11 protein-coding genes are annotated in these 17887 nt (G+C 74.7%); 4 read left to right on the forward strand and 7 right to left on the reverse strand.

The features are described 5' to 3' along the window. Positions 1 to 50 precede the first annotated feature (50 nt). From NFX44_RS00795 to NFX44_RS00805, 3 genes are read left to right on the forward strand one after another with little or no spacing between them, the layout of a single operon-like run. Entirely contained in the window at positions 51 to 1856 is a 1806-nt protein-coding gene (locus NFX44_RS00795; protein WP_262281508.1) for a SpoIIE family protein phosphatase, read from the forward strand. A gap of 57 nt (positions 1857 to 1913) precedes the next feature. Further along, positions 1914 to 3089 (forward strand): sorbosone dehydrogenase family protein, encoded by a 1176-nt coding sequence (locus NFX44_RS00800; protein WP_262281509.1) that lies wholly within the window; start codon positions 1914 to 1916, stop codon positions 3087 to 3089. A gap of 54 nt (positions 3090 to 3143) precedes the next feature. Further along, the gene (locus tag NFX44_RS00805; RefSeq protein ID WP_262281510.1) at positions 3144 to 4754 is read left to right on the forward strand and encodes a metallophosphoesterase; all 1611 of its coding nucleotides are present in this window, start codon (positions 3144 to 3146) and stop codon (positions 4752 to 4754) included. Between the two features lie 3 nt (positions 4755 to 4757). Here NFX44_RS00805 and NFX44_RS00810 read toward each other — a convergent pair whose 3' ends face one another. The 6 genes from NFX44_RS00810 to ligA form a co-directional block, all read right to left on the reverse strand. After that, positions 4758 to 7115 (reverse strand): pyruvate dehydrogenase, encoded by a 2358-nt coding sequence (locus NFX44_RS00810; protein ID WP_262281511.1) that lies wholly within the window; start codon positions 7113 to 7115, stop codon positions 4758 to 4760. Positions 7116 to 7233: 118 nt separating this feature from the next. After that, the gene (gatB, locus tag NFX44_RS00815) at positions 7234 to 8733 is read right to left on the reverse strand and encodes an Asp-tRNA(Asn)/Glu-tRNA(Gln) amidotransferase subunit GatB (RefSeq protein WP_262281512.1); all 1500 of its coding nucleotides are present in this window, start codon (positions 8731 to 8733) and stop codon (positions 7234 to 7236) included. A 13-nt stretch (positions 8734 to 8746) separates the two neighbouring features. Further along, positions 8747 to 10222 carry an Asp-tRNA(Asn)/Glu-tRNA(Gln) amidotransferase subunit GatA gene (gene gatA / locus NFX44_RS00820; RefSeq protein WP_262281513.1) on the reverse strand — a complete coding sequence of 492 codons (1476 nt, stop codon included), beginning with the start codon at positions 10220 to 10222 and terminating at the stop codon, positions 8747 to 8749. Then, positions 10219 to 10524, reverse strand: coding sequence for an Asp-tRNA(Asn)/Glu-tRNA(Gln) amidotransferase subunit GatC (gatC, locus tag NFX44_RS00825; protein WP_262281514.1), 306 nt, complete (start codon positions 10522 to 10524; stop codon positions 10219 to 10221). Before gatC ends, gatA begins: the two co-directional genes overlap by 4 nt. A gap of 198 nt (positions 10525 to 10722) precedes the next feature. After that, positions 10723 to 13497, reverse strand: coding sequence for an EAL domain-containing protein (locus NFX44_RS00830; protein ID WP_262281515.1), 2775 nt, complete (start codon positions 13495 to 13497; stop codon positions 10723 to 10725). Between the two features lie 149 nt (positions 13498 to 13646). After that, positions 13647 to 15782, reverse strand: coding sequence for an NAD-dependent DNA ligase LigA (ligA, locus tag NFX44_RS00835; protein ID WP_262281516.1), 2136 nt, complete (start codon positions 15780 to 15782; stop codon positions 13647 to 13649). Positions 15783 to 16046: 264 nt separating this feature from the next. Between ligA and NFX44_RS00840 the strand changes: the two genes are divergently transcribed. After that, positions 16047 to 16706 (forward strand): type II toxin-antitoxin system PemK/MazF family toxin, encoded by a 660-nt coding sequence (locus NFX44_RS00840; protein ID WP_262281517.1) that lies wholly within the window; start codon positions 16047 to 16049, stop codon positions 16704 to 16706. 164 nt (positions 16707 to 16870) lie between these two features. Here NFX44_RS00840 and NFX44_RS00845 read toward each other — a convergent pair whose 3' ends face one another. Then, a complete protein-coding gene (locus NFX44_RS00845) occupies positions 16871 to 17884 on the reverse strand; it encodes an ADP-ribosylglycohydrolase family protein (protein ID WP_262281518.1) in 1014 nt (337 codons plus the stop codon). Positions 17885 to 17887: the final 3 nt, after the last annotated feature.

The following is a 17887-nucleotide window of genomic DNA, read 5'->3' on the forward strand; positions in this document are numbered from 1 at the left end:
AACCGAGGCGGAGCGTCGGCCGGCGTTCCCGACTCCGGAGACAGGTGGCGATGAGCGAGGACACTCTCGGACGCCCGGCCGTGCCGCTCCCGGTGCTGACCGACCCGGAGCGGCTCCGGTCCCTCGCGGAGACCCGGCTCGACGCGGCGCCCGACGGGACGTTCGACCGGTTCGCCCGGCTGGTCAGCGACCTGCTCGACGTGCCGGTCGCGCTGGTCTCCCTGGTCACCGCCGACCGCCAGTTCTTCCCCGGCGCGGCCGGGCTGCCCGAGCCGTGGGCCCGCCGGCGGGAGACGCCGCTGAGCCACTCGTTCTGCCAGCACGTGGTCGACGTCGAGGTGCCGATGGTGCTGCCCGACGCCCGGCTCCACCCGCAGGTGCGCGGGAACCTGGCCATCGAGGACCTCGGCGTCGTCGCGTACGCCGGGATGCCGCTGACCGACCTCGACGGCCGGGTGCTCGGCTCCCTCTGCGCCATCGACAGCAAGCCCCGGGCCTGGACCGCCGAGCAGCTGCGGACCCTCGCCGACCTGGCCGCCGCCTGCTCCTCCGAGCTGCGCCTGAGGATCGCCCTACGGAGCGCCGAGCAGGCCCGCCGCCGCGCCGAGGAGGCGCACGACCGGCTCGCCATGCTGGCCGGGATGAGCGAGACGCTGGGCGGCACGCTCGACGTGGCCACAGCTGTCGACCGGCTCGGGCACGCCATGGTCCCGCTGTTCGCCGACTGGTGCCTGATCACCCTCAGTGACCCGGCGGGCCGGCCGCGCAGCGTCACCGGCGCACACCGCGACCCGGCCCGGGCCGCCGACCTGGCCCGGTTCGCCGAGTTGCTGGCCACCGGCCTCGGCCCCGAGTCGGTCATCCGGTCGGTGCTGCGGACCGGGCGGCCGGTCATCCGCGGTTCGGCGAGCCTGGCCGAGGTCGAGCGGGGCACCACCCACCCGGACCTGGCGCCGCTCGCCGGGCGGATGGGCTTCGGCTCCCACCTCACCGTGCCGATCACCGCCGCCGGTGACCGGGTCATCGGGGCCGTCACGCTGGTCAACGGGTCGTCCCGGCGCGGGTTCGACGGGGGCGACCTGCGGACCGCGCTGGACATCGGCCGCCGGGCCAGCCAGGCCGTGGGCAACAGCCGGCTCTACGGCGAGCAGCGGCATGTCGCCGAGGTGCTGCAGCACAGCATGCTGCCCACCCTGCCCGCGGTGCCCGCCGTGGAGCTGGCCGCCCGCTACCAGCCGGCGGCGGACCGGGTGGAGGTGGGCGGTGACTGGTACGACGCCTTCGTGCAGCCCGACGGCGACCTGATCGCCGGGATCGGCGACGTCGCCGGGCACGACATCGAGGCCGCGGCGACCATGGGGCAGCTGCGCAACCTGGTGCGCGGCGACGCGTACGGGCGGGACGACCCGGTCGACGAGCTGATGACCCACCTCGACCGGGCGATCCAGGGGCTGCCCGTACCGACCGTGGCCTCCGCCGTGCTGGCCCGGATCCGCCCGGCCGCGCCCGGGCTCCGGATCTCCTGGTGCAACGCGGGCCACCCGCCGCCGCTGCTGGTCCCCGCCGACGGCCCGGTGCAGGTGCTGGACGGGATACGGGGACCGCTGCTCGGCCTGGCCCACCCGCCCCGGCGTGCGCGCCGCGAGCTGACCCTCGCTCCCGGTGACACCCTGCTGCTGCACACCGACGGGCTGATCGAGCGCCGGGACCGGCCGATCGACGAGGGGCAGGCGGAGCTGATCACGCAGCTCGCCGGCGCCGCCGGGCTGCCCCTCGTGGCTCTCTGCGACCAGCTGCTCGCCGCCGCCCAACGCCGGGAGGACGACGTCGCCCTGCTCGCCCTGCGCGCCCGTTGAGCCGCGGCTCGGTTCGTCGGGCCCGGTTCGCCACCCGGCCCGGCTAGGCTGGGCCAGGTGAGGCCGCGTCCCCCGTTCCCCCGCGCCGGCCGCCTCCGGGCGGCGCTGGCGGCGTCCTGCGCGGCTCTGCTGCTGGGCACCGCCGGTTGTGCCTTCGGCGACCCCGATCCCGACCCGGCCGGTGAGCCGCCCAACCTCCCGTCGCCGTCCACCTCGGCCAGCCCGGGCGGCGCCGGCCAGCAGGTGGTGGCCACGGTGCTGGCGAAGGGTCTGGCGGTGCCCTGGGGCATCGCCTTCCTGCCCGACGGCGCCGCGCTGGTCACCGAACGGGACAGCGGGCGGATCCTGCAGGTCGGCCCGGATTCGGGGCCGGAGGGGATGACCGTCCGGGTGGTGCAGACCGTGCCGGACGTGGCGGCCGCCGGCGAGGGCGGGCTGCTCGGCATCGCGGTCTCCCCCGCGTACGCCCGGGACCGCACGGTCTTCGTCTACTACACCAGCGCCGAGGACAACCGGATCGCGAAGCTGGAGCTGGGCCGGCCGCCGACCCCGATCGTCACCGGCATCCCGAAGGCCGGCAACCACAACGGCGGTGGGCTGGGCTTCGGCCCCGACGGCTTCCTCTACGCCAGTACCGGCGACGCCGGGCAGACCGCGCACGCGCAGGACCCCAAGAACCTCGGCGGCAAGATCCTGCGGCTCACCCGGGACGGCAAGCCCGCCCCCGGCAACCCCACCGCAGGCTCCCCGGTCTGGTCGACCGGGCACCGCAACGTGCAGGGGTTCGCCTGGACGCCGGACAAGCGGATGTACGCCGTGGAGTTCGGCCAGAACACCTGGGACGAGATCAACCAGATCAACAAGGGCGGCAACTACGGCTGGCCGCAGGTCGAGGGGCGCGGCGACGACCGGCGCTACGTCAACCCGATCGTGCAGTGGCGCACCGGCGAAGCCTCCTGCTCCGGCCTGGCGGCCGTGCAACGGCTGCTGATCACCGCCTGCCTGCGCGGGCAGCGCCTCTGGCTGGTCGAGCTGGCCGGCACCGGCACGGTCCTCGGCCAGCCGCGCGAGCTGCTCACCGGCCGGTACGGCCGGCTGCGCGCCGCCGCCGTGGCGCCGGACGGCTCGGTCTGGGTGAGCACCTCCAACCGGGACGGGCGGGGCAAGCCGGGCGGCGACGACGACCGGATCCTGCGGCTGGTCTTCGCCGACGGCGGCGCCGGGCGCAGCTGATCCCGCTTCCCCGGGTTTGCCAAGATCCTTCGACGGGCAGGTCAGAATCTCAGCATGGACGGCCAGGAGAACGAGCAGCACAGCGGCGGGGACGGGACGACACCGGAGGACGGGCGCGCCCGTCGCCGCTGGCGTCCCGGCATCGGTCTGCGCCGGCTCGGCGTCGTGCTGGCCGTGCTCGCGGTCACCTTCACGGGGGTGGTGGCCGGCACGTACGCGGGCGGGCACGTGGGCACCGACATCGGGCCGTTCCGCGCCCAGCTCAACCTCAGCCCATCGCTGACCGGCGGCACCACCGTCGACATCCCGCCGCTGGGCGCGCTGCTGCTGGACAGCCACGACGGGCCGGCCTACCTGACCGTCGAGCTGGGGGCGCTCGACCAGCGGCGGACCGAGGCGCTGATCGACGACCCGGCGAGCATCAGCCGGGCCAGCCAGTCGGCGGTCGAGGACGTGCGGGCCGGCGTCATGCGGCTCGGCCTGAAGACCCTGGCCTCCGCGGTGCTGGCCACCCTGCTGCTGGCCGGGCTGGTCTTCCGCGACGTGCGACGCACCGCGTGGGCCGGCGGGCTGGCGCTGGTGGTCACCGCCGGCAGCCTCGGCCTGGCCGCCGCCACCATCCGGCCCCAGGCCATCGAGGAGCCGCGCTACGAGGGGCTGCTGGTCAACGCGCCGGCGATCGTCGGTGACGCGCGGCGGATCGCCAACGACTACACCAAGTACGCCGAGCAGCTGCAACGGCTGGTCGGCAACGTCAGCAAGCTCTACACGACGGTGTCCGCGCTGCCGGTGGTCCAGCCGTCACCCGGCACCACGCGGGTGCTGCACGTCTCCGACATGCACCTCAACCCCACCGGCTGGCAGCTCATCCGCACGGTGGTGGAGCAGTTCGGCATCGACGTGGTGATCGACACCGGCGACATCACCGACTGGGGCAGCGAGCCGGAGGCGTCCTTCGTCGGCTCGATCGGCCTGCTCAAGAAGCCGTACGTCTACATCCGCGGCAACCACGACTCGGCGCGCACCGCCGCCGCGGTGGCCGCCCAGCCGAACGCCGTCGTGCTGAACAACTCCACGACCACCGTCGCCGGGCTGACCATCGCCGGCATCGGCGACCCCCGGTTCACCCCGGACAAGGAGACCTCGCCGGCCGGCAGCGGGCTCACCAACGTGGTCGCCGACCAGGTGATCGGGGCCGGCGAGCAGCTCGCCGCCACGGTGCGGAACTCGCCGAAGCAGGTGAACATCGCGCTGGTGCACGACCCGGCCTCGGCCGGCCCGCTCTCCGGCACCTGCCCGCTGGTGCTCGCCGGGCACACCCACGCCCGGCAGGTGTCGAAGCTGCCGCAGGTGGCGGGCAAGCAGCCCACCCAGCTCTTCGTCGAGGGCTCCACGGGCGGCGCCGGGCTGCGCGGCCTGGAGGGCGAGAAGCCCACCCCGCTGTCGATGTCGGTGCTCTACTTCGACCAGCAGAAGCTGCTCCAGGCCTACGACGACATCACCGTGGGCGGCACCGGGCAGTCGCAGGTCAACCTGGAACGGCACATCATCCAGGACCCGACGAAGGGCGACCAGGTGCCGGTCACCCCGACCCCGACCCGGGGCGGGCCTGTCTCGCCCGCCCCGACCGGCAGCCCGACCGCGACGCCCAGCCCCACGGGCTGAGGCTCAGCGCAGCGACAGGGCGGCCAGCGCCGCGTTGACGATGCTGCCGGGCAGCAGGTCGTGCAGCTCGTACAGTTCGCCGACGCTGCCGGACTGGCCGAACTCGTCGACCCCGAGCGGCACGGCCGGGGCGCCGAGCGCGGAGCCGAGCCAGGCCATCGCGTGCGAGGCGGCGTCGTGCACGGTGACCACCGGCACCCGGTCGGCGAAGGCCGACCGCAGCGCGCCGGGCACGCTCGGCACGGTCGCCGTCCGCACGCCCTGGCGCAGCGTCCGCTGCCAGGCCCGGTAGAGCCGGTCCAGGCTCGTCACGTCGACCACGTGCGCCGCGACGCCCTCCTCCGCCAGCTCCGCGGCGGCGGCGAGGACCTCCGGCAGCACCGCGCCGGAGGCGGCGAGCTGCACGACCGGGGCGTCCGCCAAGTGGGGGTACGCCTCGTGCGCGTCGACGAGCCGGTACGCGCCCGCCACCACCTGCCGGCGCAGCACCGCGTCCCCGATCCGCGCCCGGGCCGCCTCGAACGGCGCCTGGTCGATGGGCCGGGTGCTGAGGCGGAAGTAGTACGCCCCGTCCTCGGCCGGCGCCGCCGTGGCGGCCGGGGCCGCTCCCCCGGCGATCTGGCCGAGCGCGTCGCAGAGCAGCCAGTCGAGGCTGCCCGCGTACGCGGGTTCGCAGAAGGTGACCCCGGGCAGCTCCAGGCCCACCGAGGCGGTGATGGTCGACTGGTGGGCACCGCCCTCGGGGGCCAGGGTGATGCCGGACGGGGTGCCGGCCACCACGAACCGGGAGCCGGAGTAGGTGCCGTAGAGGAACGCGTCCAGGCCGCGCAGCACGAAGGGGTCGTAGACCGTGCCGACCGGCAGCAGCGGCTGCCCGGACAGGTCCCACGACAGGCCGAGCTGGCCGAGCAGCAGGAACAGGTTCATCTCGGAGATGCCCAGCTCGATGTGCTGACCGGCCGGGGTCTCCGTCCAGCGCAGCATCCGGTCCTCGGTCCAGGAACGCTGCTCGGTGGGGGCGAACACCCCGGTCTTGTTGATGAACCCGGCCAGGTTGGTGGAGGTGGCGACGTCCGGCGCGGTGGTGACCAGGTAGGGCGCGACCTTCGGGTCGCGGGCCAGGTCGACCAGCACCCGGCCGAAGACCTCCTGGGTGGAGACGGGCTTGTTCACCCGTACCTTCGTGGTCTCCGGGACGGTGACCCCCAGCGCCCGCTCGCGCGGCGCGCGGGCCAGCGCCTCCCGGCGCTCGCCGGCCCGGATGCCGGCCGGGGACGCCGGGTCGAGGCGGTCCCACTCGGTGTCGCGGGTCAGGCCGTGCGCGGCGCGCAGCGCGTCGACCTGCTCGGTGGTGAGCAGCGCCGAGTGGTTGCGCGGGTTGCCGGCGATCGGCAGCCCCCACCCCTTGACCGTGTAGGCGAAGACCACGCTGGGCCGGTCGGTGACCGCGTCGCACTGGGCGTACGCGTCGAGCATCGCCTGGAGGTCGTGCCCGCCCAGGTCGGTGACGAGCGGGCCCAGCTCGTCGTCGGGGATGTCGGCCACGAAGGCGGCCACCTCGGCCGGGGCGCCGTCCAGGAACTGCTTGCGCAGGGCCGGCCCGGCCAGCCCGAACAGCGACTGGTACTGCTCGTTGGGCATCAGGTCGATCCAGTCGCGCAGCGCCGCCCCGCCCGGCCGCTCGTACGCCTCGGCGAGTTTGCGGCCGTACTTGACCTCGACCACGTGCCAGCCGGCGGCCTCGAACTGCCCGCGCCACTGGTTGATCCGCACCCCGGGGACGACCCGGTCCAGCGACTGGCGGTTGAAGTCGACCAGCCACATCACGTTGCCCAGCCCGGTGGTGGCCGGGTCGGCGACGGCCTCCCAGATGTTGCCCTCGTCCAGCTCGGCGTCGCCGATGAGGGCGATGAACCGGGAGTGCGGCCGCTCGCCGAAGTGCGCGTCGACGTAGCGGCGGGTGACCGCCGCGAACAGCGGCGCGGCCGCGCCCAGGCCGACCGAGCCGGTCGAGAAGTCCACCCCGTCCGGGTCCTTGGTCCGCGACGGGTACGACTGCAGCCCGCCGCGCGCCCGCAGCTTCGGCAGGTAGGACCGGTCCAGGTTGCCGAGCAGGTACTGGACGGCGTGGAAGACCGGCGAGGCGTGCGGCTTGACCGCGACGCGGTCCTCGGCGTCCAGGTGGGCGAACCAGAGCGCGGTCATCGCGGTGACCAGCGAGGCGCTGGACGCCTGATGTCCGCCGACCTTCACGCCGTCGCCGGTGTCCCGGTCGTGGTTCGCCGCGTCCACGATGCGGGTGGCGAGCCAGAGCACCCGCCGCTGGATCTCGTCGAGGACGTCGAGGTCGTGCTGGTTCACGGTGACTCCATCCGGGCGTCGCCGTTGACGCCCACGCGCGAGGGGTGCGGGGTGGCCGCGTATGCGGAACAGACCGGGGGCCGCCGCCGGGTCACGACGGCGGCCCTCGGGACGGAACTCAGCCCTGGACGCCGAGGCGTGCCAGGATCAGCTCGCGGACGGTCTTGGCGTCGGCCTGCCCGCGGGTGGTCTTCATGACCGCGCCGACCAGCGCGCCGGCCGCCGCCACCTTGCCGCTGCGGATCTTGTCGGCGATGCCCGGGTTGGCGGCGATCGCCTCGTCCACGGCGGCGGTGAGCGCGCCGGTGTCGGAGACCACCTCGAGGTTGCGGTTGGTCATGATGTCGGTCGGCGAGCCTTCGCCGGCCACCACGCCCTCCAGCACGGTACGGGCCAGCTTGTCGTTGAGCTTGCCGGCGTCGACCAGGCCCTGCAGCTCGGCGACCTGCGCCGGGGTGGCCCCGACGTCGGCCAGCTCCACGCCGCTCTCGTTGGCCCGGCGGGACAGCTCACCCAGCCACCACTTGCGGGCGCCGGCCGGGGTCGCCCCGGCGGCCACGGTCGCCTCGATCAGCTCGACCGCGCCGGCGTTGACCACCGACTGCATGTCCAGGTCGGACAGGCCCCAGTCCTGCTGGATCCGCTTGCGGCGCAGCCGCGGCAGCTCCGGCAGGGCCGCCTTCAGCTCGGCCACCCAGGCGGTGTCCGGGGCGAGCGGGACCAGGTCCGGCTCCGGGAAGTACCGGTAGTCGGTGGCGGTCTCCTTGGACCGGCCGGGGGTGGTGTCCCCGGTGTCCTCGTGGAAGTGCCGGGTCTCCTGGGTGATGCTGCCACCGGCGTCGAGCACCGACGCCTGGCGCAGCATCTCCGAGCGGACCGCCCGCTCGACCGAACGCAGCGAGTTGACGTTCTTAGTCTCGGTGCGGGTGCCCCACTCCTCGCCCGGCCGGTTCAGCGACGTGTTGACGTCGCAGCGCAGCGACCCCTCCTCCATCCGGACGTCGGAGACACCCAGCGAGCGGATCACGTCACGCAGCTCGGTGACGTACGCCCGGGCCACGTCGGGCGCGAGCGCTCCCGTGCCGGGGATCGGCTTCGTGACGATCTCGACGAGCGGGATGCCGGCCCGGTTGTAGTCGACAAGCGACTCGGTGGCGCCGTGGATCCGGCCGGTGGCGCCGCCGACGTGCAGCGTCTTGCCGGTGTCCTCCTCCAGGTGCACCCGCTCGATGCCGATCCGCACGGTCTCGCCGTTGACGTCGACGTCCAGGTAGCCGTCGACGCAGAGCGGCTCGTCGTACTGGCTGATCTGGAAGTTCTTCGGCATGTCCGGGTAGAAGTAGTTCTTCCGGGCGAACCGGCACCACTCGGCGATCGAGCAGTTCAGCGCCAGGCCGATCCGGATGGTCGCCTCGATGGCCGCCTTGTTGGCCACCGGCAGCGAGCCGGGCAGGCCCAGGCAGACCGGGCAGACCCGGGTGTTCGGCTCGCCGCCGAAGTCGGTCGGGCAGCCGCACCACATCTTGGTGTTCGTGCCCAGCTCGACGTGGGTCTCCAGGCCGATCACCGGTTCCCAGCGCGCCACGACCTCGTCGTACGCGGGCAGTGTCGTCGTCATCGGTGCTCCTGCCTCACAGTGCCGGTGGGGTGAACGTGCCGACCGTGGACTCCAGCGCGGCGGCGACCCGGTACATCCGGTCGTCGGCCATCGTCGGGGCCATGATCTGGAAGCCGACCGGGAGGCCCTCGGACAGGCCGCACGGCACCGAGATGGCCGGTCCGCCGTACAGGTTGGTCGGGATGGTGAACAGGTCGGCCAGGTACATCTGGTAGGGGTCGGCGGTGCGCGCCCCGATCGGGAAGGCCACGAACGGGGTGGTCGGCGAGATGAGCGCGTCCACCCCCTCGAACGCGGCCGTGAAGTCCCGGGTGATCAGCGTCCGGACCTTCTGCGCCTGCCCGTAGTAGGCGTCGTAGTAGCCCGAGGACAGCGCGTAGGTGCCGATCATGATGCGCCGCTTGACCTCGGGGCCGAAGCCCGCCTCCCGGGTCAGCGACATGACCTCTTCGAGGGACCGGTTGCCGTCGTCGCCGACCCGCAGGCCGAACCGGACGCCGTCGAACCGGGCCAGGTTGGAGGAGCACTCGCTCGGCGCGATCAGGTAGTAGGCCGGCAGCGCGTACTTGAAGTGCGGGCAGGAGACGTCGACGATCTCGGCGCCCAGCTTCGCCAGAGCCTCCACCGCCTCGCGGAACGCGGCCATCACGCCCGGCTCGGCGCCCTCGCCGGTGAACTCGGTGACCACACCGAGCCTCACCCCGGTCAGGTCGCCGGACGCGCCGAGCTTCGCCGCGCCGACCACGTCCGGCACGGGGGCCGGGATCGACGTGGAGTCGCGCGGGTCGTGACCGCCGATCACCTGGTGCAGCAGCGCGGCGTCCAGCACGTTGCGCGCGCACGGGCCGGGGGTGTCCAGCGAGGAGGAGAACGCCACCAGGCCGTACCGGGAGGTGCCGCCGTAGGTGGGCTTCGCCCCGACGGTGCCGGTGACCGCGCCGGGCTGGCGGATCGAGCCGCCGGTGTCCGAGCCGATCGACAGCGGCGCCTCGTACGCGGCCAGCGCCGCGGCGCTGCCACCACCGGAGCCGCCCGGGATCCGCTCCAGGTCCCACGGGTTGCGGGTCGGGCCGTACGCCGAGTACTCGGTGGAGGAGCCCATGGCGAACTCGTCCATGTTGGTCTTGCCGAGCATCACCGTGCCGGCGGCGCGCAGCCGCTCGACGATCGTCGAGTCGTACGGCGGGCGCCAGCCCTCCAGGATCTTCGAGCCGACCGTGGTCGGTACGCCCTTCGTGGTGAGCACGTCCTTCACGGCGACCGGCACGCCGGCCAGCGGCCCCAGCTCCTCGCCGGCGGCCCGGCGCTCGTCCACGCTGCGGGCGGCGGCCAGCGCGCCCTCGGTGTCGACGTGCAGGAAGGCGTGGACCTGCTCGTCGACGGCGGTGATCCGGTCCAGGTGGGCCCGCGTGACCTCGACGGCGGAGGTCTCGCCCGTCGCCACCAGGCCGGCGATCTCGGCGGCGGTGAGCCGGGTCAGGTCAGTCATGAAGCCACATCCTCGTCCAGGATCCGCGGGACGCGGAACCGCTGCTCCTCGGCGTCGGGCGCACCCGACAGCACCTCCTGCGGGGTCAGGCACGACGTCACCACGTCCTCGCGGAGGACGTTCGTCAGCGGCACCGAGTGGGACGTCGGCGGGATGTCCGCCGCGGCGACCTCGCCGACCTGGGCGACCGACTGGAGGATCACGTCCAGCTGGCCGGCGAAGGTGTCCAACTCCTCCTCGGTGACGGCGAGCCGCGACAGTCGCGCGAGATGCGCGACCTCCTCGCGGGAGATGGCGGCCATCGGGTGCCCCCTTCGTGGCTGTCCTGCTGCGTCTGCGGTGTGCCGGCCGCGCGCTCGCCGGGGACGATGACACGCGGTGACCGGAGCGAGTCTATTGCCCTCCGGTCGGGTCGACGCCTCCGACTCCCGGGTGCCCGCCCGCCGGCCTGCCGGCCGGTGTGCCGGTCAGCCGGCCGCGCACGCCGGCCGGTGTGCCGGTCAGCGGGCCGGGCGGCGTGGTCCCTCGCCGTCCGCCGCCGCGGCCGGGTGGACCGGCCGGTACCGGGACAGCCAGGTGACCAGCTCCCCGGCCGGCATGGGCCGGGCGTAGAACCAGCCCTGCGCCACGTCGCAGCCGGCCGCGTGCAGCAGCCGCCAGGTGCGCTCGTCCTCGACGCCCTCGGCCACCACCCGCAGCCCGAGCGCCCCGGCCAGCTCGATCATCGAGCGGACGATCGCCGCGTCGTCGGCGTCGTCGGCCATCCCGAGCACGAACGACCGGTCCACCTTCACCTCGGACAGCGGCAACCGGCGCAGGTGCTGCAGCGACGAGTAGCCGGTGCCGAAGTCGTCCAGCGCGATGCCGACCCCGATCCGGTGCAGCTGGGTGATGCTGGCCAGCACCCGCCGAGGGTCGGCCATCAGCGCGCCCTCGGTGATCTCGACCTGCAACCGGTCGGGCGGCAGGCCGTACCGGGCCAGCCGGTCGGCGATCTGGTCGGCGATCTCCCCGGTGTGCAGGTCCCGGACGCTGACGTTGAGCGCGGCGCGCAGCGTGACGCCGGCCGCGGACCACTTGGCGACCTGCTCCACCACGTCGTCCACCACCCGGCGGGTGAGCAGCCGCATCACCGCGCTCTGTTCGGCGACCTGGATCAGCTCCCCGGGGTCGACCATGCCCCGGCGCGGGTGCCGCCAGCGCAGCAGCGCCTCGACGCCGACCACCTCGCCGGTCGCGATGGCGATCTGCGGCTGGTAGTACATGGTGATCTCGCCCGGGTCCCCGGCCGGGTCGTCGAGCCCGGCCGAACCGGTGCCGCCGCGTTGCTCGGCCGCCCGGATCGCGGCAACGCCGGCGGGCCCGACCCCGCCGGCCGGGAGATCGGGAGCGCCGCGCTCCGGACGCGCGGCGGACACCGTTCCGGTCCGGCCACCGAGCACCGCGCCGGGCGGGGCGTCGGGCGCCGCCCCGGACCGGTCGCCGGCCACCACGCCGGGCCGGGCGTCGGACCCCGCCCCGGACAGGTCGTCCGCCACCGTCCCGGGCGGGGCGTCGGCCACCGTCGCGGGCCGGGCGTCGGGCACCGCTCCGGGGTCGCCGCCGTAGGCCGGGTTCAGCCGGTCACCGTCGCCGGGCGACGGGGTTTCCGGCGGGGTCTCCACCGGGGTCGCGCGGGCGGCCCGGCGGCGGATCGGGTCGGCGCCCGTGACGATCCGGTTGATCAGCTCGTCGTCGTGGCGCACCTCCACCCGCTCGCGCCGCCGCAGCCGCCACCGCGCCGGCGGCTCCGGGTCCCGGCGCGGCGTCAGGCGCGCCCCGCCGGAGGACCCGGCCCGCGCCCCGCCGGACCGGCCACCGTTGCGGGGCAGGGCCGGCCGAGCCGCCGGGGCGGACAGGCCGGGCGCCGGGGCGAGCGCCGCGCCGTCGCCGCCGCGGACGCCGGTCGGCTCCTCGGCCCGGGCCGGCGGCCCGGACTCCAGCACCCGGCGGAGGTCGGCGAGGAGGCTCAACCGCTCGGCGGAGTTGTGGTCGGACTCGGGCGCGTAGACGGCCACGGTGTCGTTGCGGTGCTTCGCGTCGTACATGGCCACGTCGGCGTGGCGCATCAGGGTGGCGAAGTCCTCACCGTGCTCCGGGAAGAGGGCGATGCCGATGGAACCGCCCACGTCCAGCGGCAGGCCGTCCAGCGGCACCGGCTCGGCGAGCGCGGCCACCACCCGGTCGGCCCGCTCGCGGGCCTGGTCGGTGCCGGTGAGCCCGGGTACGACGATGGCGAACTCGTCGCCGCCGAGCCGCGCCACCAGATCCTCCCCGTCGACGACCTCGATGAGGCGGGCGCTCACCTCGACCAGCAGCCGGTCACCCACCGCGTGCCCGAGGGCGTCGTTGACGTGCTTGAACCGGTCGAGGTCCAGCAGCAGCAGGGCCAGGTGGGCGTCCGGCTCGCCGCGGGCGGCCCGCTCGGCGTGCAGGTGCACCTGCTCGGCCACCTCGGTGAGCAGGGCCTTGCGGTTGGGCAGCCCGGTGAGCGGGTCGAGGTCGGCGAGCTGCTCCCGCTCGGCGGAGAGCCGGGCCATCCGGTAGACCGCGAACAGCGGCACCAGCACCAGGGGGATCAGCGCGGCGCTGGCCCGCGCGGCGGCCACCAGCACCGGGGCGAGCAGCAGCAGCGAGCCGGTGGAGAGCAGCTCGTAGGCCAGGCCCTGCCGGACGCTGGGCCACCAGCGGTCGCCGAACCGCAGCCGGATCGCGCAGCTGACCAGGCCGTAGTTGACGACGAACCAGGTCGCCGTGGCGCCACCCACCGCCGCCACGTCGGTCCAGCGCAGCCGGCCGTCGCCGAAGAGTTCGCCCGGGCCGAGCCGGCTGACCGCGTACGCGGCGGCCAGCGCGCACGCGTACTGGGCGCCGTTGAAGGCCGTGCGCCAGCCGGCGTAGCCGAGTCGCCAGCCGGAGACGGCCACCGCCACGGCCTGCACGGCGACGGCCGGGCCGAGCCCCCAGCCGAGGAGGATGGCGAACGTGAAGCAGGTCGACGGGAAGACCGCCGAGGTCTGCCGTCGACCGGGCGGCACGAACGGGCGGGCGTCGCAGGCGACGGCGAGCGCCGCCATGGTCCAGAAGGCGGCCGGCAGGTGGGGCAGGTCATCGGGAAGCGCGGCCAGCGGCCCGGCCGAGACGAGCAGGGCCAGGACGCCGACCACGGTGACGAAGCCGAAGAACGGCCCGGCCCGCCCGGGCGGGACGGAGTTTCGCGGGTCGCCGGTCTCCATCGCACCTCCCGGGGTCGGCCTCGGCGCGCGCCGTCACGCGTCGTACGCCAATGAAACGCCCTCGGTGTCGATTTCCCCGACATGACAGTCACGAATCGGTCGTAGTCGTAATTAAGTTGGAATGCGCGGCAGGGCCGCCGGTAGGCGGGTCAGCCCTCGATGCGGGCCACCTCGCGGGCCGCGTCCGGGCCGGACTCCAGCAGCACCCGGAAACCCTCCTCGTCGAGGATCGGCAGCTTGAGGTCGGCGGCCTTGTCGGCCTTGGACCCGGGGTTGTCGCCCACCACCACGAAGCCGGTCTTCTTGGAGACCGAACCGGTGACCTTTCCGCCCCGGCTCTGGATCGCCTCGGAGGCCTGGTCCCGGCTGAACCCGGCCAGCGTCCCGGTGACCACCACGGTCACCCCTTCGAGCGGGCGTGGGCCCTCCTCGCCGGCCTCCTCGGCCATCCGCACGCCGGACTCGGCCCACTTGCGCACCACCTCGCGGTGCCAGTCGACGGCGAACCACTCCTTGATGCTGGCCGCGATGGTCGGGCCGACCCCGTCCACCGAGGACAGCTCCTCCTCGCTGGCCGCGTCGATCGCCTCGACCGAGCGGAAGTGCCGGGCGAGCGCCTGCGCCGCGGTCGGGCCGACGTGCCGGATGGAGAGCGCGACCAGCACCCGCCAGAGCTCCCGCTCCTTGGCCACCGCCAGGTTGTCGAGCAGCTTTGTCGCGTTGCTGCCCAGCGTGCCGTCCTTGTTGACGAAGAACGGCGAGCGGGAGAGCTGCTCGGTGTCGAGCGCGAACAGGTCGCCCTCGTCCTGGATGATCCCGGCGTCGAGCAGCGCGGCGGCACCCTTGTAGCCGAGCACCTCGATGTCGAAGGCGCCCCGACCGGCCAGGTGGAAGACCCGCTCCCGGAGCTGCGCCGGGCAGCTGCGCGAGTTGGGGCACCGGATGTCGACGTCGCCCTCCTTGGCCGGCGCGAGCGGGGTGCCGCAGGCGGGGCAGGCGGTGGGCATGACGAACGGGCGGGCGTCGGCCGGGCGCAGGTCGACCACCGGGCCGAGCACCTCGGGGATGACGTCGCCGGCCTTGCGCAGCACCACCGTGTCGCCGATGAGCACCCCCTTGCGCTCGACCTCGCGGGCGTTGTGCAGGGTGGCCAGGGCGACCGTGGAGCCGGCCACCCGGACCGGTTCGAGGACGGCGAACGGGGTGACCCGGCCGGTGCGCCCGACGTTGACGTCGATGTCGAGGAGTTTGGTGGTGACCTCCTCCGGCGGGTATTTGAAGGCGATGGCCCAGCGCGGCGCGCGGCTGGTGGAGCCGAGCCGCCCCTGGATGGAGACCGGGTCGACCTTGACCACCACGCCGTCGATCTCGTGCTCGACGTCGTGCCGGTGCTCGGCGTAGTAGGCGATGTATTCCGCGACCCCGGCCAGGTCGGGCACCACCCGCCAGCGGTCGCTGGTCGGCAGCCCCCACGCCCGGAGCGCCGCGTAGGACTCGGACTGCGCGGCCGGCTGGAAGCCCCGGCGGGCGCCGATGCCGTGCACCACCAGGCGCAGCGGCCGGGAGGCGGTGATCCGCGGGTCCTTCTGGCGCAGGCTGCCGGCGGCCGCGTTGCGCGGGTTGGCGAACGGCGCCTTGCCCTGCTCGACGAGACCGGCGTTGAGGTCGGCGAAGGCGGCCACCGGGAAGTAGATCTCGCCGCGCACCTCGAGGAACTCCGGCACGTCGGGGAAGTCGTCGGAGGGCGTCAGCCGGGCCGGCACGTCCCGGATGCTGCGCACGTTGGCGGTGACGTCCTCGCCCGTGCGCCCGTCACCCCGGGTCGCGGCCCGGACCAGCCGCCCCTTCTCGTAGGTCAGGTTGATGGCCAGGCCGTCGACCTTCAGCTCGCACAGGTAGGGCACCGGGCCGCCGGCGTCCCGCTCGACCCGCTCGGCCCAGGCCGCCAGCTCCTCGTCGGCGAAGGCGTTGTCGAGCGAGAGCATCCGCTCGGCGTGGGTCACCGGGGTGAAGTCGGTGGAGAAGGTGCCGCCGACCCGCTGGGTCGGCGAGTCGGGGGTGCGCAGCGCCGGGTACTGCTCCTCCAGCGCCTCCAGCTCCCGCAGCTGCTTGTCGAACTCGGCGTCGGAGATGGTCGGCGCGTCCAGCACGTAGTAGCGGTACTGGTGCTCGGTGAGCTCCTGGCTCAGCGTGGCGTGCCGCTCCCGCGCCTCCGGGGTCGGCTCGGCACCGGCCGCCGCCTCCTGCGCGGGGCTGACCGCCTGGGGAATCGCTTCTTCGGACACGCTGCCGCCTTCGGACACCGCTGTCGACCTCCCGTGATCGTGCTACCTCCGCACGGTATCGGGCGGGGCTGACAACCGCCGCCGGCAGACCGGTGCGTTCACCGCCGATCATGAGGTTGACGGCACCCGAACCGGACATCCCACCCCGCCAACCTCATGATCGCCGGGGCGACCGGGTGCGGGCGGCTGACTGGTGGTGGGTGGTCGGCGTGCGACGATCGCCGGGCGGTGGTGGGCCGGCACGGGCGAGAGGCGGGGGTACGCATGCGCGACGGGTTGCTCTGGGCCGCGGTGATCGTGGCGTGTGTCGCGGCCGGCTGGCTGTGGGGCGAGTGGCGCCGCCGGGCGGCGGACCGGTCCGCCGAGGCGGGCCCGCGCGCGGGGCGTCGGGACGGGCGGGCGGACGCGGCGGACGACCGCTCCGGGACGGCGGCCCGGCAGGGCAGCGGCGCCCGGACCGGGCGCCGCGGTTCCCGGCGCGGCGGCCGCCCGGACGGCGCTCGGCCGGGCGGCGACCCGGCGCGCGGCCGGACGGACGGTGAGCCGGCGCGCGGGCGGACCGGCGCGGCACCGCGGCCCCGGGACTCCGGGCAGAGTCCGGCGACCGCACCCCGCCCCGGGGAGATCTGGTGGGCCGACGTGCCCTATGCCGACGGGACCGGCTCGAAGGTGCGCCCCTGCCTGGTGCTGCGGGTCGGCGATCGGGACGCCGACGTCCTGAAGATCACCAGTCAGGACAAGTCGGGCCGGGACGACCACCTGCCGATCCCCACCCGGAGCTGGGACCCGGACGCCGACCACGACAGCTTCCTCGACATCAGCGAGCCCATCGCGTTGCCCCGCACGGCCTTCGAGAACCGGGCCGGCGCCTGCGACCCCGACCTCTGGCACGGCATCCGCCGCCTCCCCCACCTGACGCCCTGACCCGGCACCCACCCCCACCCCCGGCCCCGCCCGCCCGACCACGCCCCCGACCCCGACCCCGTCGATCATGAAGTTGTTGCCCCGGCCGTCGGCGTGTCGTGGCAACAACTTCATGATCAACACGGGTGGAGGCGGTGCGGGCCCGGGGCGGTCCAGGGGGCGGGTCAGTCCAGGGGGGTGGTGAGGGTACGCAGCTGGTCGGCGTACTCGATGCGGGTGGACCAGCCGGCCGGCCAGGCCGACATGCCGTGCGCGGCGCCCACGAAGGCGCCGGCCAGGGCGGCGATGGAGTCCGAGTCACCGGCCGTGGTGGCCCCGCGGGCCAGCGCGCCGACCGGGTCGTCGGGGTGGCGCAGCGCGCAGAGCAACGCGGTGGCCAGCGCCTCCTCGGCGATCCAGCCCTCGCCGGTGAGCCGGCACGGGTCGCCGCCGTCGTCGGGGCGGGCCAGCGCCGCGTCGAGCCGGCCGAGCACCCGCAGGCAGTCGTCCCAGCCCCGGGCGATGAACTCCGCCGGCGTCGGGTCGCCCGAGCGCTGCCACAGGTCGCCGAGCCAGTCGCCCCGGTAGACCGTGCGCTGGGCGTGGGCCCGGTCGGTGAGCAGCCCGGGCAGCTCGGGCAGCGCGGCGCCGTCGCGCAGCAGCCGGACCGCGTACGCGGTCAGCTCGCTCGCCGCCAGGCCGGTCGGGTGGCCGTGGGTCAGGCCGGCCTGGAGCTGGGCCAGCCCGGCCAGGGTGTCGAGGTCGACGTCGACCAGCCCGACGGGGGTGACCCGCATATTCGCCCCGCAGCCCTTCGAACCGGCGACCGTCGCGTCCTGCCAGCGGGTCCCCCGGTCCAGCTCGGCGCAGGCGCGCAGGCAGGTCATGCCGGGCGCGCGGTTGTTGTCGGGGCTGACCGCCCAGTCGAGGAACCGCCGCCGCAGCAACGGCTCCACCGCCTCCGCCGTGAAGGCCGGGGCGTCGTGCAGTGCCCACGCCACCGCGAGCGCCATCTGGGTGTCGTCGGTGACCAGCGCCGGGTCACCGGTCAGCTCGCGCGGGCCGGTCGGGCCGTGGCGGCGGACGATCTCGGCGACGGTGAGGAACTCGGTGGGCTTGCCCAGGGCGTCGCCGTAGGCGAGGCCGAAGAGCGAGCCGGACGCGCGGCGCGGGGCGGAGTCGATCACGGTGGCGATCATGCC

It is taken from the genome of Micromonospora sp. MA102 (assembly GCF_025460765.1).
GTDB classification, from domain to species: Bacteria; Actinomycetota; Actinomycetes; order Mycobacteriales; family Micromonosporaceae; genus Micromonospora; species Micromonospora halotolerans.